This is a genomic window from Microcystis sp. M53603_WE2, assembly GCF_030065435.1.
This window is the reverse complement of sequence record NZ_JASJFF010000259.1, coordinates 1-1,664: the sequence shown is the minus strand read 5'-3', so window position 1 is coordinate 1,664 and position 1,664 is coordinate 1. Positions and strand designations below refer to the sequence as shown.

2 protein-coding genes are annotated in these 1,664 nt (G+C 37.3%); one reads left to right on the top strand and one right to left on the bottom strand.

Annotated elements, in window-relative coordinates; translation table 11 throughout:
- Positions 1-29 precede the first annotated feature (29 nt).
- Positions 30-152 carry a hypothetical protein gene (locus PX481_RS05715; RefSeq protein WP_288023514.1) on the top strand — a complete coding sequence of 41 codons (123 nt, stop codon included), beginning with the start codon at positions 30-32 and terminating at the stop codon, positions 150-152.
- Here the strand turns inward: PX481_RS05715 and PX481_RS05710 are convergent.
- Positions 109-1,536 (bottom strand): Eco57I restriction-modification methylase domain-containing protein, encoded by a 1,428-nt coding sequence (locus tag PX481_RS05710; protein WP_288093952.1) that lies wholly within the window; start codon positions 1,534-1,536, stop codon positions 109-111. The two genes, PX481_RS05715 and PX481_RS05710, sit on opposite strands and share 44 nt — an antisense overlap.
- Positions 1,537-1,664: the final 128 nt, after the last annotated feature.

Below are 1,664 nucleotides of genomic sequence, written 5' to 3'. Positions count from 1 at the left end.
CCCTTATAGAGAAAGGCATTTAGCGATTTTTGTCAATTGTTTTTGCTCTAGAGCGAACTAATCAATTAAGTCTCTTGCCAGATAAGGATTTAGTCGATTTATGCCCCCCTATCGAACCATACCAAGTAACGAAGAACCATATTTTTTTATAGCCGGATAGTCGTTAATATTAATTCCCCTTCTTGTAAAAATCAACCATTTATTTTGATAATTAATCCGCCATTTACGCACATCATCACCCACAGCTAAAGGTTTAATAATCTCTGCACTTTTCGGGTCTTTAGCAATTAATTCTGCTCGTTTTGCACCATCAATCACAAAAGCTTGATTAAATCCAGTTAATACACCTCGATAAATCTGTCCGTTAACATACTCACCTAAAGTAATACCGGCTGCTGCCATTTTCTGTAAACGGTTAGCAGAGGACGCATCAGTTAATAACCAATTTGCTCCTTTAATCGCATCTTTTGGTAAATTCTGTCCAGTCTTTTTAATAATAGCTAAGACATCAGGATAAGGTTCTTCTAAGGATTTAACTTGAGTAAAAATCGGTAAATTACTAATTTTACTACTCTTTTGAGAGATAAAAATCATTGGGAAAGTGGCTGCGGTTGCAAAAACTGGCAACTCCCCAAAATCGGTAATACTTCTCACCTGACAAGTATCAGCGATATGCTGTCTTAACTTCTCCCCATACTTTGCCCGAAACCACTTATTAGAAGAAATAAAAGCTAACATTCCCCCAGTTTTAAGTAATTGTAAAGCTCTCGCATAAAAGAAACAATATAAATCCGATGTTCCCGTATAAACGCCAGGGAAAACCTGCTTTAAAGTTGGTTTTAAATCCTTAATTAATTCCTGTCTCACATAGGGGGGATTTGCTACCTGAATATCAAAACCTCCCTCCGCTAATACCTCGGCAAACTCCACCACCCAATCAAACCCTTTTGAGATAGCTTCCTTATCACTCGCAATCACAGAAGCACTGCCATGGGTTAATAAAGCAATCTGTTTCTTAACCTCATTAATCTCCTGTTCAAGACTTTGTTTATCACTGCCTAAATGCGCTCTTAAATACTTGGCTTTAGCTTCCCTAAACCGATGGATAAACTCCTCGCGCACCATCCCAGAACCTTGGGGATTAGGAGCAGTTAGACTATCTCCTGTTTCAATTTTAAACTTCAAATTGGGTAGCGGTGGCGGATTATCTCCCTCATATTCAACCGCTAAGGAAAGCCATAACCTTAAGCGAGCAATATTAACCGCAAAAGGATCGATATCAACTCCATAGATATTAGTTTCAATAATCTCTAACTTGCGCTGATAAACCGTTTTATAATCAATGCCTTTAGTGGCAAATAAACACTGACGCAAATCTAATAACTCATGCAACATTCCCAATAAATAAGCTCCACTTCCACAGGCAGGATCACAGACTTTGACCTGTTTTAAGGTTTCTAAAACTGCCTCTGGATTCTTTAAATTAATAGCATTATATTCGTCAACAAAAAGCTCAATCGCTTGGGAGCATCTCACTTATGCAATGAGTATTAATACTTATAGCAGTCAAAAACTAGAAAATCTTCAACTTGATCACAAAGAGAAATGAGATTATAATAGTTATAACTTACAATTCAGAATAGCTCTCGATGGGAGGAATAATT